This is a genomic window from Marinobacter sp. MA (assembly GCF_048298425.1).
GTDB classification, from domain to species: domain Bacteria; phylum Pseudomonadota; class Gammaproteobacteria; order Pseudomonadales; family Oleiphilaceae; genus Marinobacter; species Marinobacter salsuginis.
The window spans coordinates 2,793,822-2,806,921 of sequence record NZ_CP103058.1 but is presented as its reverse complement, the minus strand read 5'-3'; the positions used below and the strand labels follow the sequence as shown (position 1 = coordinate 2,806,921).

The window sequence follows — 13,100 nt, the reverse complement described above, 5'->3', positions numbered from 1 at the left end:
TTCGGTTGAATGTCTAAAAATAACAAAGTGCTGGTGCTGAGCGAGGATGATTCAAGACTGCGGGACATGGTCACCATTCTTGAGTTCATCGGCGAGGAACAGATCCTTGCCGGCGATGAAGCCAGGGCACTTTTGAGCAGTGGCGACGAGGAAAGCCTTTCGGACATCGCGGTCGCGGTGGTAAACGGCGAAGATGCCGGAGTCACCGAGACCATTACCACAGTCTGCAATGCGGTTAAGGGCGTTCCGTTACTGCTGGTTGGACACCCCGAACTCTCAGGCCTTTCCGAAGATGCCGGCGCTCGCATTATTGCCCGCATGGAGTGGCCGCTGAATTACACCAAGTTTGTTGATTCGCTCTACCGTGCCCAGGTCTTCCGCGATCAGTTCAGTCGATCCCGGGAGCGAGGCCAGCAGCGCGGTCTTCAACTCTTCCGTAGTCTCGTGGGGACCAGTCGCAAGGTCCAGCAGGTCCGTCAGTTGATGGAACAGGTAGCCGATAAGGACGTCAGCGTTCTGATCACCGGCGAATCCGGTACTGGCAAGGAAGTGGTTGCCCGAAACCTGCACTATCACTCTTCCCGACGGGATAAGCCGTTTGTGCCTGTAAATTGTGGCGCCATCCCCGCCGAACTGCTGGAAAGCGAACTTTTTGGCCATGAGAAGGGCGCCTTTACCGGTGCTATCACAGCCCGGGTAGGGCGCTTCGAAATGGCTGAGGGCGGTACCCTGTTTCTGGATGAAATAGGCGACATGCCTCTCAATATGCAGGTAAAAATTCTTCGGGTTCTGCAGGAGCGTACCTTCGAACGGGTGGGTAGTAACCGGACCCAATCGGCCGATGTCCGTGTGATTGCTGCAACCCACAAGCATCTGGAAGACATGATTGAGTCCGGGGATTTCCGGGAAGATCTCTATTACCGCCTGAATGTATTTCCCATTGAGATGCCTGCTTTGCGTGATCGGGTGGAAGACATTCCCTTGCTGATCAACGAGCTTATTTCCCGGATGGAAAAAGAGAAGCGCGGCTCGCTGAGGATGAATTCGGCCGCAATCATGAGTCTTTGCCGCCACGACTGGCCTGGCAACGTGCGTGAACTGGCCAATCTCGTCGAACGCCTCTCGATCATGCACCCGTACGGTGTGATCGGCGTACAGGAGTTGCCCAAGAAGTTCCGCTACGTGGATGACTACGATGAGAACCGTCCGGTCGAGGACACCGGCATGCCTTCCGGTATTCCGGGACTGGTCGGGCTGGATGCCCCTGCGTTGCTGCCGGTGAACGGCATCGATCTGAAGGATTACCTCTCGAACCTCGAGAAGCAGTTGATCCAGCAGGCGCTCGACGAGGCTGGCGGTGTCGTGGCCAGGGCTGCCGAAAAGCTGCGTATTCGTCGAACCACACTGGTAGAGAAGGTGCGTAAGTACGGGCTGAGAGAAGAGGAATCCGAGGATTCGTGAACTGGATAGTTCGCATTTTCGAGTTTTTGAGACGGCGTCAAAGGTTCGTAACCTGAGGCGCCGTTTCTGTTTTTGACCGACGTAAAATTGTCATTCGCCTCTTTCTGGATTCTCTTTCCTGCTGATATATAAAGGAAAAATTAAGTTGGCACGGTGCTGGCTTAGTGACCTGTAAACGAAGTATCCGAATCAGGAGGTCCGATCCGACGGACCGATCGGGGAGTCAGGTTATGAGTCAGGCACAGTTTGTTCTTCAGTCCGGCGCAGGCAGCGCGAAAGCCAACGCGGCGGCGGATGTAAACGACAAGGTTACGGCCCTGTTCCCGGAGCAGGACGACGCGGCGGTGGATTCCGCCCTCGAGCTGTTCAACCGTATGTCGCGACAGATTACCGACTCCTACCGAACCCTTGAGTCCCGGGTGAACCAGCTTTCCGGCGAGTTGAACCAGGAATCGCTCCAGCGTCAGCAGGAGTTGGAGGAGAAAGAGCGATTGGCAGACCGTCTGTCGACCTTGTTGAACGCACTGCCTGCGGGCGTGGTGGTGCTGGACAGCCAGGGCGTGGTGACGCAGACCAATCCCGCCGCCATTGCGCTTCTCGGGGAACCCCTGGACGGCGCCCGGTGGGTGGATGTCATCCATCGCTGTTTTGCGCCCCGGCGGGACGATGGCCACGAAGTATCCCTGAAAGATGGCCGCAGGGTCAGCATTGAAATCCGGACCATGGAAAACCAGCCTGGCCAGCTGATCCTTCTGACCGACCTCACTGAAACCCGACATCTTCAGGCGCAGCTTGCGCACGCCCAGCGGCTGTCTGCCATGGGCAAGATGGTGGCATCCCTTGCACACCAGATCCGTACGCCTCTGTCTGCGGCAATTCTCTATGGTGGCCACCTGAGCCAGGACGACCTCGATGAAGAAATGCGTCAACGCTGCGCTTCGCGTCTGATGTCTCGACTGACTCACCTGGAGCAGCAGGTGCGGGATATGCTCATATTCGCCCGGGGCGAAACCCGGCTGGCAGAGGAGCTGTCTGCCGGCAAGCTGGTCTCGGCTCTGGCGTCCGCAATGGAGGGGCTCAAGCCGGCTCCCGGCGCAGAGGTGACTCTCGAGAACGAAATTTCCGGCGACTGCCGTCTCATGTGTAACCGGGACGCCCTTGTCGGCGCCTGCACCAATCTTGTGAATAACAGTCTTGAGGCCGGAGCGACCCAGGTTGCAGTTCGGGTAACCGAGGAGAACAGCGAGCTGGTTATTCGCGTTGTGGACAACGGGCCGGGGTTCGAGCACTCGGACGCGGCCCGGTTAACCGAAGCCTTTTACACAACCAAGTCCCATGGTACGGGGCTCGGCCTTGCGGTGGTGCAAGCCGTCATCAAGGCGCATCAGGGGCGGTTTTCCATTGAATCGCCAGAGCAGGGTGGCGCCATCGCTACCTTGCGCCTGCCGCAATTACGTAACAGAAACTGATCGGAGGCAACCATGGCAAAGGCCCAGATTCTGATTGTTGAGGACGACCATGACCTGCGGGAAGCGCTGGTAACCACCCTTGAACTGGCAAAATTCCGGGTGCGGGAAGCGTCAAATGCCAACGAGGCACTTCAGCGACTGGCAGAGTCCCCGGTTGATATGGTGGTCAGCGATGTCAATATGCCGGGCCTGTCTGGGCATGAGTTGCTGTCCGAGGTCCAGCGGCTGTATCCGGGCTTGCCAATGATGCTGATCACGGCCTATGGCCAGATCAGCGATGCGGTCTCGGCCATGCAAGCCGGCGCTATCGATTACCTTGTGAAGCCCTTCGAGCCACGGTTCCTGGTCGACGCTGTCAGTAAAATTGTGGGTGGCGGCCGCGAAAAAGCCAGCGATGAGCCGGTGGCCGAGGATCCGATCAGCAAGCGCATGTTCCAGCTGGCGACCAAAGTGGCCGGCAGCGACTCGACCGTCATGATCTCCGGGGAAAGTGGAACTGGCAAGGAAGTGCTCGCCCGGTATATCCATCAGCAGTCCCCACGGGCGGATCAGCCCTTCGTGGCCATAAACTGTGCCGCCATCCCCGAGAACATGCTGGAAGCCATTCTGTTTGGTCACGAGAAAGGTGCCTTTACCGGGGCTGTTGCCTCGTCGCCCGGTAAATTCGAGCAGGCCAACGGTGGCACTATCCTTCTGGACGAAATTTCTGAGATGGATCTTGGGCTTCAGTCCAAGCTGTTGCGGGTTCTGCAGGAGCGCGAAGTGGAGCGGGTTGGAGGTCGCAAGACCATCAGTCTCGATGTCCGGGTGGTGGCGACCACCAACCGCGATCTCGCAGATTACGTGCGCGAAGGCAAGTTCCGGGAGGATCTCTATTACCGCCTGACGGTTTTCCCGATGCACTGGCAGCCGCTCAGGGAGCGTCCGCTGGACATCATGCCGCTCGCCACGTCACTGCTTAAAAAGCACTGCCGAAAAATGAAGCTGACAGGAATTGCCTTCGCCCAGGACGCAAAGAGCGCGCTTATGAATCATCAGTGGCCTGGGAATGTCCGGGAGCTGGACAACGCAATCCAGCGAGCCCTGGTGCTGCACCAGGGCAATGTTATTCACGCCGGGGACCTGTGTCTGGAGCTGGGCATTACCGGGCGACCGGACCTTCGCAGCCTGGAGCCGGTTTCGCGTGCCGAACCCATTGCCAACCCAGCGGGCGAGACGGAGAGTTCAGAGCCCAGTATGTCCGCTGTCGATCAGCCGCCTCACGGGCAGGTCGAAGAGCCGGAGGGCGCGGTATCTCTGGGAGATGATCTGCGACAGCAGGAATTCCGTATCATCATTCAGACACTCAGGAAAGAGCGCGGGCGTCGCAATCGGGCAGCAGAGCAATTGGGGATTAGTCCTCGTACGCTCAGGTACAAGCTGGCCCAGATGCGCGACGCCGGTATCGATCTGGATGCTGAAATGGCCTTGGTTTGACCCCCTGCAAAACGAACTCCTTCATTGGCACCCCTCGGGGTGCCGTTTTTTTACCTCCTGTTGTCAATGCTTTTACAAGCCTCCCGCCTGTCGTCAAAAGTCCGTCATTGATTTCAACTGGAATGAATGGGGATCCTATAAATTCCTGATGTATATAATTAAATCCCAGTTGGCCTGCCAATTGCTTTATCGGGGCTAACAGCACCCCAAGAGCAAATCCGTCCCGGGGAGGGCGGAGCCAGGAGAGAGTTATGGTTCAGCGTGCCGACATTAACAGTGTTTTGTCCGATATCCGGTCCCTGCGTTCCCAGATGATGCAGAATCAGCGAATCGAACAGGATCAATCGGTTCGTGGCCGCATAGACGGTCCCCGCCAGGTTCAGGAAACCCAGGAAACGCCCAGCTTTAACGACATGCTGAGCAATGCCGTGAACACCGTGAACGAACTCCAGAAAACTGCGGGGGATCTAAGAACCGCGTACGATATGGGCGATCCGAATGTCGATATCACCCGCGTGATGATTGCCGCCCAGAAATCCTCTGTCTCCTTCGAAGCGCTGACCCAGGTACGTAACCGGGTGGTTCGGGCCTACGAAGACATTATGAACATGCCGATCTGATAACGGAGCAGAGTCATGGCCAGCGTACCTGCAGAATCCAACGCCTCCAACATGCCGGCAGCTCGCGAAGGCGACGCACCAGAGAGCCGCAGCGACCTGTTCATGGGTTTCAACCGGCTCAATCTGCTGCGTCAGATCGGTTTGATGGTGGGGCTTGCCGCCAGCGTAGCGCTGGGATTGGCGGTCGTGCTCTGGGCCCAGGAACCGAACTATCAGCCGGTGGTTGGCGATCTTTCCTCCTACAACCCTCAGGACGTGACCAGCATCCTCGACAGCAGCGGTATCGACTACAAAATGGATCCGCGCACCGGCGCATTGCTGGTACCGTCCGAGCAGGTTTACGACGCGCGCCTGAAACTGGCGGCGGAGGGTGTTACCGATCGTCAAACCATGGGCTACGAGTTGCTGGATCAGGAACGCGGTCTTGGCACCTCCCAGTTTATGGAAACCATTTCATACCGCCGTGGGCTTGAGGGGGAGCTGGCCCGTACAGTCGCCAGTATGCGTGGCGTCCGGAATGCCCGGGTACACCTGGCAATTCCGGAGCGCTCGGTCTTTGTTCGTGATGCCCGTGATCCGTCGGCCTCGGTATTCCTCGAAGTGTTTGCCGGCCGCCGGCCGGAACAGGAGCAGATCAACGCCATTGTGAATCTGGTTGCCGGCAGCGTTCCCATGATGAGCAAGGAACATGTCACCGTCGTCGACCAGAACGGAAATCTGCTGACCGGCAAGGAGAGTCAGAGCACCGCTGACCAGATGGCGGATCAATATGAATACACCGCGAAGGTCGAGGAGCGTCTGACCCGCCGGGTGGCTTCATTGATTGCACCGATTGTGGGTGATGGCCGTTATCGCGCGGAAGTTTCGGCAGATCTGGACTTTTCCTCGGTGGAGCAGGCGGAAGAACTGTTCAACCCCGAACAGCAAGCGGTGCGCAGCGAGCGGGAACTCACCGAACAGCGTGCAGCTGGTGCCCAGGGCGGCATCCCCGGAGCGCTGGCGAATCAGCCCCCGGCCGATGCCACTGTTCCGGAACAGGCCGCCGGTGCTGATGGTGAAGAGGCTGCGCCCCAACCGGTGAACGTGCGTCGTGAGTCAACGCGGAACTACGAGATGGATCGCACTGTCAGCTACAGACGCCAGGAACTGGGGCGAGTGAAGCGCGTCACTGTTGCTCTTGCGGTGGATGATATGAAAATTGTTGATCCCCAGACCGGCGAAGTCAGCTACGAACCCTGGCCGGAGCAGGAACTGCAGCGTCTGAGCATGCTGGTGCGGGATGCGGTGGGATACTCCGCCGCCCGGGGAGACAGTGTTACGGTGATGAATACCGCGTTTGCACCGGAAGAGGCGGTTGAATTTGAGGCTCCGGCTTTCTGGGAGCAGCCCTGGTTCTGGGACCTGATGAAGCAGGTGCTGGCAGGTCTGGTCATTCTGGTGCTGGTGCTTGGGTTGTTGCGCCCCACACTCAAGAGCCTGTCGGGCGGTGGCCAGCGGGAGCGCGGTCTGGATTCTGGCAGCGGTGGCGGTTACGGTGGTCTTGACGATATCGAGGGCGGAGATGAGTTGCGCAAGGCTATGTCTGCTCAGGATGATCTGCTTTTGCCGGGTGCCACAGACGGTTATGATAGGCAACTGAACGCATTGAAAGGGCTGATTGCCGAGGATCCGGCGCGGGTCGCACAGGTAATGCGCCAGTGGGTGAATGTCGATGACTGAGCAAGCCAATCAACAGGGTGGCGGTGAGCCGCAGAAGCCTCAGCGCAAGATCCCGCGTGTGGAGCAGGCAGCAATTCTGCTGATGTCATTGGGCGAGGCGGATGCGGCCGAGATCCTCAAGCACATGGGGCCTAAGGAAGTTCAGCGTGTGGGCGTTGCCATGGCCCAGATGAAGGACGTCAGCAAGGACGAAGTCACCTATGTGATGAATCAGTTCGTTGACGCCGTGGGCGGCCAGACCGGTCTGGGTGTTGGCAATGATGAGTACATCCGCACGATGCTGACCCAGGCGCTGGGAGACGATAAGGCATCGAGCCTGATCGATCGCATCCTCATTGGTGGTAACACCACGGGCCTTGATACCCTCAAATGGATGGAGCCCCGTGCAGTGGGTGACATCATCCGCTACGAGCACCCTCAGATTCAGGCCATTGTCATTTCCTACCTGGATCCGGATCAGGCAGCCGAAATTCTTGGTACCCTCGACGAAAAAGTGCGCCTTGACGTCATGATGCGGGTGGCCTCTCTCGAGAGTATCCAGCCCCAGGCGTTGCAGGAGCTCAACGATATTCTCGAGAAACAGTTCTCCGGCGGTGCCGCCTCCCAGACCAGCCGTATTGGTGGTGTCAAACGCGCAGCCGACATCATGAACTTCATGGATCGCAGCATTGAAGGCAATCTGATGGATTCCATCAAGGATATGGATCCGGATCTTGCCAGCACCATTGAAGATCTGATGTTCGTGTTCGATAACCTCAAGGAAGTGGACGATCGCGGTATTCAGGCATTGTTGCGGGAAGTGTCGTCGGAAGTCCTGGTGGTGGCCCTCAAGGGTGCCGACGACGAGGTTCAGGAAAAGATCTTCAAGAACATGTCCAAGCGTGCGGCAGAATTGCTGCAGGATGATCTTGAGGCCAAGGGGCCGGTCAAGGTCAGCGAAGTTGAGTCGGCCCAGAAGGACATTATTACCATTGCCCGCCGTATGGCCGAGGCCGGTGAAATCTCCCTCGGCGGCGCCGGCGAAGAAATGATGTAATGAAAGATTCCAGCCGAGACGTCAATCGTATTCCCAAGGAGCAGCTGACCGCCTATGAGCGCTGGGAGTTGCCCTTACTCGATGCCCGTGGCAATGAAGTGCCCCGGGAGGAGGAGCGCGAGGTCAAACCCCTGACGGCAGCGGACATCGACGAGATTCGTCAGGCCGCCCGTGAAGACGGTTTTAAAGAGGGGCGGGATCAGGGTTACGAGGACGGTCTGAAGGCCGGGAAGGAAGAAGGGCACCGGGAAGGACTGGAAACCGGCCTGGCAGAGGGTAGGGAACAGGGCCAAACCCAGGGGTACAATGACACCCGCAAGGAGATCGACGCCAAGCTCGACCGGCTCGAGCACTTGCTGGGTGAGCTGCTGCAGCCAATCAAACGGCACGAGGACGAGCTGGAAACCTCTCTGGTGAACCTGACTACGGTTCTGGCAAGGGCAGTGGTCTACCGCGAACTGACCATCGACTCCTCGCAGATCCGGCATGTGGTTCGCCGTGCCATGGAAGCCTTGCCCTCCACTGCCGAGAATATCCGGATCCATATAAATCCCGAAGACTGTGAGATGGTTCGCGAGGTGACCGCGCGCCTGGATGCCTCCGCTTCGGTCATTGAAGACGCCAGCATTCTGCCTGGTGGTTGCAAGGTAGAGACCCGTCACAGCCTTGTGGATTTCACCGTCGAAAAACGCTTCCAGCGGGCGGTTCAGAGCATGCTGGACCAGCAAATGAACGACAGCGAGGGCGGAGAAACCGAAGAGCTCGATTCGATGATGGAAGACCTGACCGGTTTCCATCGGGACGTGTTGGATTCTCAGGATGCCGGGGATTCCCCAGGCGACGCAAAGCCGGCGCAAGATCAAGGTGACGGTGATGACCTCGAACCTCGCTGACCGTCTGAACCGCTTTCAGGGCTTTCTGGGCAACGAACCAGAACCGGAACTCTCGGGCCGGTTGACCCGAATGGTCGGTCTGACACTGGAATGTGTAGGCTGCCCCATGGTTGTCGGTGACCGCTGCGTGATCTTCGGCCAGAACACCGGCAATGTTGAAGCAGAGGTGGTGGGTTTCGAGGATGACCGGGTTTACCTGATGCCGCTCACTGCCATTGAAGGGCTCAAGCCCGGCGCCAGAGTCGTGCCGCTCTCCGCCGCCAGCCGAGTTCCGGTCGGGCCCCAGTTGCTCGGTCGAGTGGTAGATGGCAGCGGCGAGCCCCTGGACGGAAAAGGGCCCTTGCAGGCCGAAGCCCGCGTTGCGCTCACCGGCGATATCATCAACCCCCTGAATCGTGCGCCGGTGCGCCAATCGATGGATGTTGGTATTCGGGCGATTAACGCGTTGATGACCGTCGGCCAGGGTCAGCGCCTGGGTCTGTTCGCCGGCAGCGGCGTGGGCAAGAGTATGCTCCTGGGCATGATGACCCGCTTTACCGATGCCGACATTACGGTCGTGGGCCTGATTGGTGAACGGGGCCGCGAGGTTAAGGAATTTATCGAGGATATTCTGGGCGAGGAGGGGCTTTCACGCTCGGTGGTGGTGGCCGCGCCCGCCGATGACTCCCCCCTGATGCGGCTGCGCGCCGCCATGCTTACCACCCGGATTGCCGAATATTACCGGGACCAGGGCAAGCGAGTGCTCCTGCTCATGGATTCCCTGACCCGTTACGCCCAGGCCCAGCGGGAGATCGCGCTTGCTGTGGGCGAGCCGCCGGCGACCAAAGGCTACCCACCGTCAGTGTTTGCCAAGCTGCCCCAGTTGGTGGAACGAACCGGCAACGGTCGCCCCGGGGGCGGTTCGATTACCGCCTTCTATACCGTGCTTACCGAGGGTGACGACCAGCAGGACCCGATCGCCGATGCCGCCCGCGCGATTCTGGACGGCCACATCGTACTGTCCCGTCGGCTCGCCGAAGAGGGTCACTACCCGGCCATCGATGTGGAGGCGTCCATCAGTCGGGTGATGCCCCAGGTTACCGAGACCGAGCATTTCTCCAGGGCCCAGCGCTTCAAGCAGGTTTACTCCCGTTATCAGCAGGCACGGGACCTGATTTCCGTGGGCGCCTACGTGAAGGGCTCCGACCCGGAGACCGATTTTGCCATCACCCACATTGGCAATATGCGCCAGTTTTTGCAGCAGGGGCTTAACGAAAGCGCTCCCTTGAAAGACAGCATTGAACAGTTGCTGGCGGTGGTGCCGGAACGTCGTTCCCCCGAGCGGCGCAAGTCGGCAGTTCCCAATCCCTCTGCCGGCGGCGGTGATGCCTGATGCTGCGATCCCGGCGGCTGGAGGTGGTTCTTTCCCTGGAAGAACGCAAGGAACAGGAAGCGCTGGAGAGAATGGGTGAGGCCCGTAAGCTGGCCGAACAGCAGCGCGAACAGGTGCAGAACCTGAACCGTTACCAGCAGGAGTACCGGGACCAGATCCGCAACAGCCAGCAGGGCGTGGTGCAGGTGTCCCGTCTACAGGCCTGGCAGGCCTTTATTGCGCAGCTGGACCAGGTGATACGGCAGCAGCAGAAGCAGCTGGAGCAGGCCGAACAGGTTTTTGAGACACGCAAACAGGAATGGCAGCAGGCCTGGGAGCGGCGTCGCGGCATGGAAAAATACATAGAAACCTGTCGGCAACAGGAGCAGAGAGAGCAGGATCTTCGCGAACAAAAGCTCTCGGATGAGGCGGCCGGGCGGGCCTTTTCTCGCCGTCGACGCTGAATCTTGCTCCACATCAAGCAAAAACGGATGCAAAGTCAGTCCACTCAGCTATCCTTACCCGAAGAAGGATCGGTGAAAACCGCCGATTAAACGCTGCTCTTGATACCCTGGGAGGTTGAGGAATGCCGATTCAGACCCGCCGTGATGATAACGGTCAGACCCTTGTTATCAGTATCGAGGGCCGGTTTGATTTCAGCACCCACCAGGCGTTCCGGGATGCCTATGAGCACGGTGACCCGGATGTCCGAAACTACATTGTGGACCTGTCGGACACCACCTATCTGGACAGCTCGGCCCTTGGGATGTTGTTGCTGCTCAGGGATTATGCCGGGGGCGACAGTGCCCGCATCGTCATTGAGAACTGTAACAACGATGTACGGCGTATTCTCTCCATCTCCAATTTCGAGCAATTGTTCAACATCCGCTGATGCTCGCGGACTGCCGGAGTAGTCATGGATGCTTCCGTTGCAGAACATAGCAGTCCTCTGAGAATACTCATTGCTGACGATTCGGACAGCGACCGCCTCATCCTGAAAACACTCCTGAAACGGCTCGGGCACGAGGTTCTGGACGTCGCCAATGGACTGGATGCCGTCTCGGTATTTCAGCGGGAGGCACCGGATCTTGTTCTGCTTGATGCCCTTATGCCGATCATGGATGGCATGGAGGCTGCCCGTCAGATCAAGATTCTGGCCGGTGAACGGCTGGTCCCTCTGATCTTTCTGACTTCCCTGTCTGAAGCGGGCGCCCTGGCCCGTTGCCTGGAGGCCGGTGGTGATGACTTTCTGGGCAAGCCCTACAACCGGATTATCATCGAAGCCAAGATCAAGGCGTTCAATCGGATGCGGCTGATGCACCAGACCCTGTCGGACCAGCGCGATCTGATCCGTGAGCGCAATCGCCAGCTCACCGAGGAACAGGAGATCGCCAAGCGGGTGTTCGATAATGTGGCCCACTCGGGTTGCCTCGACGCCGCCAGCATTCGCTATCACGCTTCCCCTCAGTCCATCTTCAACGGCGATGTGCTGTTTGCTTCGCCCCGGCCCGCGGGCGGAATGTTGATTTTTATGGGGGATTTCACCGGCCACGGTCTGCCGGCGGCGATTGGGGCCATGCCGGTTGCCGAGATCTTCTACGGCATGACCAACAAGGGCTTTAATGGTGAGGACGTACTGCGCGAGATTAACCAGAAGCTCAAACGAATTCTGCCCACCGGGATGTTCTGTTGTGGCGCCATGATAGAGGCGGACTTCAAGCTCAATCAGGTTCAGATCTGGAACGGTGGGCTCCCGGATGGCTGGCTAATCCGGCCCTCAGGAGAGCACCTGGCATTACCATCACGACATTTGCCCCTCGGTATCCTGTCGCCGGATCAGTTCAATGCCGAGTTCGAGAGGGTCGGAGCTGCACCGGGTGACCGGGTGTTGATGATGACCGACGGGTTTCTGGAGTCCGCCGACAGCGAGGGCAACGTTTTTGGCGAGCAGGGTGTGACTGGAACACTTGATCAGTTGGAAGCGGGTGATCACCCGTTCGACGCCATGATGGCGGCGGTTCACAGGTTTACCGGCAACTTTGAGGATGGCGACGATCTGACGCTGTGCTCTCTGGAAATGATGGACGAGGCAGGGCTAGCGCCCCTGCCAGATCGTGCCGCACCGTCCGCGCTTGCAGGGCCGGCGGAGTGGCGCTGCACCTATGAAATCCGGGAAAGGACCCTCGGAGAATTCAGTCCCTTGCCTCTGTTGCTTCATATCTGCATGGAAGTGCCTGGCCTTCGGCGGAAAAGCGGCGAAATCTACACCCTGCTGGCGGAACTTTACAACAATGCACTGGAACACGGCGTTCTGGAGCTGCCCTCAGACTGGAAGCACTCGCCCGAGGGGTTTGGCCGTTACTATGCCGAGCGCAACCGGAGGCTGGCCAACGTAGAGGGTCACTACATCCGGTTTACGCTGCATCATTCCTTGAAACCGGATGGCGGCAGGCTTCGTGTTGTTTGCGAGGACAGTGGTCAGGGGTTTGATTTCCGGAATCACCCCAGTGTGGCTTCCGGTATCTCCCCGGCGAAAGGCGGGCGTTATGCAGGGCGGGGCCTGCTGCTGTTGAAACGTCTGGCTGAAACCATCAGGTTTCATGAACAGGGCAATCATGTTGAAATTGTTTATGATTGGCAGTTCGCCCGTACAGCGGAGGATCGAGATGACTGATAAACCACACCTGGACGAGGAGGCGCTGGCTGAACTTCGGGACGTCATGGAGGATGAATTCGAAGTCCTGATACAGACCTATCTGGCAGATTCCCGGGACAGAATCCGGGCGCTGCGGGAAGCGCTCGAGGCAGAGGATAGCGACGCCTTCGCGAAGACAGCCCACAGTTTCAAGGGCAGTTGCATCAATATCGGTGCACCCAGGCTTGGCGAAATTTGTCTCAAGGCCGAGATGGCTGGAAAAGAGTCCAGGCTGGGCGATGCGCCGGATCTATTGAATGATATCGATCAGGAATTCGCGCAGGTGATTCATGGCCTTGATGGATTGATGGCCCGGTAATTTTCGTCAACAGGAGGTCTTCCCCCATAAAGCGCCCATGTGCTCTGGCATCACAATTGCT

12 protein-coding genes are annotated in these 13,100 nt (G+C 58.5%); all 12 read left to right on the top strand.

The annotated features are described in order from the left end of the window. The first annotated feature begins 9 nt into the window (after positions 1 to 9). A complete protein-coding gene (locus NUW46_RS12990; RefSeq protein WP_069183176.1) occupies positions 10 to 1,461 on the top strand; it encodes a sigma-54 dependent transcriptional regulator in 1,452 nt (483 codons plus the stop codon). Between the two features lie 230 nt (positions 1,462 to 1,691). Further along, complete coding sequence (locus tag NUW46_RS12985; RefSeq protein ID WP_418140274.1) at positions 1,692 to 2,930, top strand: sensor histidine kinase; 1,239 nt, start codon at positions 1,692 to 1,694, stop codon at positions 2,928 to 2,930. Positions 2,931 to 2,942: 12 nt separating this feature from the next. Further along, positions 2,943 to 4,406 carry a sigma-54-dependent transcriptional regulator gene (locus NUW46_RS12980; RefSeq protein ID WP_418140273.1) on the top strand — a complete coding sequence of 488 codons (1,464 nt, stop codon included), beginning with the start codon at positions 2,943 to 2,945 and terminating at the stop codon, positions 4,404 to 4,406. 251 nt (positions 4,407 to 4,657) lie between these two features. Continuing rightward, entirely contained in the window at positions 4,658 to 5,026 is a 369-nt protein-coding gene (gene fliE, locus NUW46_RS12975) for a flagellar hook-basal body complex protein FliE (protein WP_418140272.1), read from the top strand. 15 nt (positions 5,027 to 5,041) lie between these two features. Continuing rightward, the gene (gene fliF / locus NUW46_RS12970) at positions 5,042 to 6,745 is read left to right on the top strand and encodes a flagellar basal-body MS-ring/collar protein FliF (protein ID WP_418140271.1); all 1,704 of its coding nucleotides are present in this window, start codon (positions 5,042 to 5,044) and stop codon (positions 6,743 to 6,745) included. Beyond that, on the top strand, positions 6,738 to 7,781 hold the full coding sequence (gene fliG, locus NUW46_RS12965; protein ID WP_069183181.1) for a flagellar motor switch protein FliG: 1,044 nt from the start codon (positions 6,738 to 6,740) through the stop codon (positions 7,779 to 7,781). The genes fliF and fliG overlap by 8 nt, the downstream gene beginning before the upstream one ends. Next, positions 7,781 to 8,674: a flagellar assembly protein FliH gene (locus NUW46_RS12960; RefSeq protein ID WP_418140270.1), complete on the top strand. Its 894-nt coding sequence runs from the start codon at positions 7,781 to 7,783 to the stop codon at positions 8,672 to 8,674. The genes fliG and NUW46_RS12960 overlap by 1 nt, the downstream gene beginning before the upstream one ends. Further along, entirely contained in the window at positions 8,655 to 10,046 is a 1,392-nt protein-coding gene (fliI, locus tag NUW46_RS12955; RefSeq protein WP_418142039.1) for a flagellar protein export ATPase FliI, read from the top strand. Before NUW46_RS12960 ends, fliI begins: the two co-directional genes overlap by 20 nt. After that, positions 10,046 to 10,489: a flagellar export protein FliJ gene (fliJ, locus tag NUW46_RS12950; RefSeq protein ID WP_418140268.1), complete on the top strand. Its 444-nt coding sequence runs from the start codon at positions 10,046 to 10,048 to the stop codon at positions 10,487 to 10,489. Before fliI ends, fliJ begins: the two co-directional genes overlap by 1 nt. A 122-nt stretch (positions 10,490 to 10,611) precedes the next feature. Beyond that, the gene (locus NUW46_RS12945; RefSeq protein ID WP_418140267.1) at positions 10,612 to 10,917 is read left to right on the top strand and encodes an STAS domain-containing protein; all 306 of its coding nucleotides are present in this window, start codon (positions 10,612 to 10,614) and stop codon (positions 10,915 to 10,917) included. A gap of 24 nt (positions 10,918 to 10,941) precedes the next feature. After that, entirely contained in the window at positions 10,942 to 12,699 is a 1,758-nt protein-coding gene (locus NUW46_RS12940) for a PP2C family protein-serine/threonine phosphatase (protein WP_418140266.1), read from the top strand. Then, positions 12,692 to 13,039, top strand: coding sequence for an Hpt domain-containing protein (locus NUW46_RS12935; RefSeq protein ID WP_069183187.1), 348 nt, complete (start codon positions 12,692 to 12,694; stop codon positions 13,037 to 13,039). The genes NUW46_RS12940 and NUW46_RS12935 overlap by 8 nt, the downstream gene beginning before the upstream one ends. The last annotated feature ends 61 nt before the right edge of the window (positions 13,040 to 13,100 follow it).